The following is a 676-nucleotide window of genomic DNA, read 5'->3' on the forward strand; positions in this document are numbered from 1 at the left end:
CTTTTGTGGTCTCTCTTATAACAGCATTCCTTAGATTGTCATAGTGTATGCCTAAGTTCGGCAGCTTTACAATACCACCTTCTTCCAGTGCTTTAAGATTTTTTATACCTGTATTTAGGGCATCTATTGCTCCATAATTTGAATACAAATAAAGTATCGGATTTTTCTTCGCCCTCTTTACAAAGTCCTCACTATTCTTGTTTATATTTTGGAAAGCCTTTTCAGCCTTTGTTGCATCGATATTAAAGTTAATTATTTTAGGCGGCATTGTTATGTTTATACTACCCCTATAACTTTTTCTTGGCTTTTCATTTACACCCTTAGCAACCACAGGTCGTGGTCTCATTCTTGCTGCAAATCTGTTGGCGGTATTTCTTCCTGACCTATTTGCATTTGCGTTAGCATTCTTTAAATATTTTTTAGAATAGCTGTTAGCAGTTCTTCTTCTAAAGCTTTTTGACAAGTTTGTGCTTTGTCTTATATTTTGCTTACCTAATCTTCTGCCTGCATTCTTTGGCTTTGCCTGTCTCTTTGCTTGAGCCTTTACCTTTGGAGATATCTTTGGCATCTTCAGCTTTGGAGATTTGGATTTATTTGAAGACTTTCCCTTACCACTTGCGGTTGTCTTTTTGCTTGCCTGCTTTCCCTTTGCACTCTTTCCCTTTGCACTCTTTCC

The 676-nt window shown here is 37.3% G+C and carries 1 protein-coding gene; it reads right to left on the reverse strand.

Translation table 11 applies throughout. The features are described from left to right. A partial coding sequence (locus tag HMPREF0381_RS15100; RefSeq protein ID WP_008752705.1) for a hypothetical protein occupies positions 1-676 on the reverse strand: 676 nt, incomplete at both ends.

This window comes from Lachnoanaerobaculum saburreum DSM 3986 (assembly GCF_000185385.1).
Lineage (GTDB): Bacteria > Bacillota > Clostridia > Lachnospirales > Lachnospiraceae > Lachnoanaerobaculum > Lachnoanaerobaculum saburreum.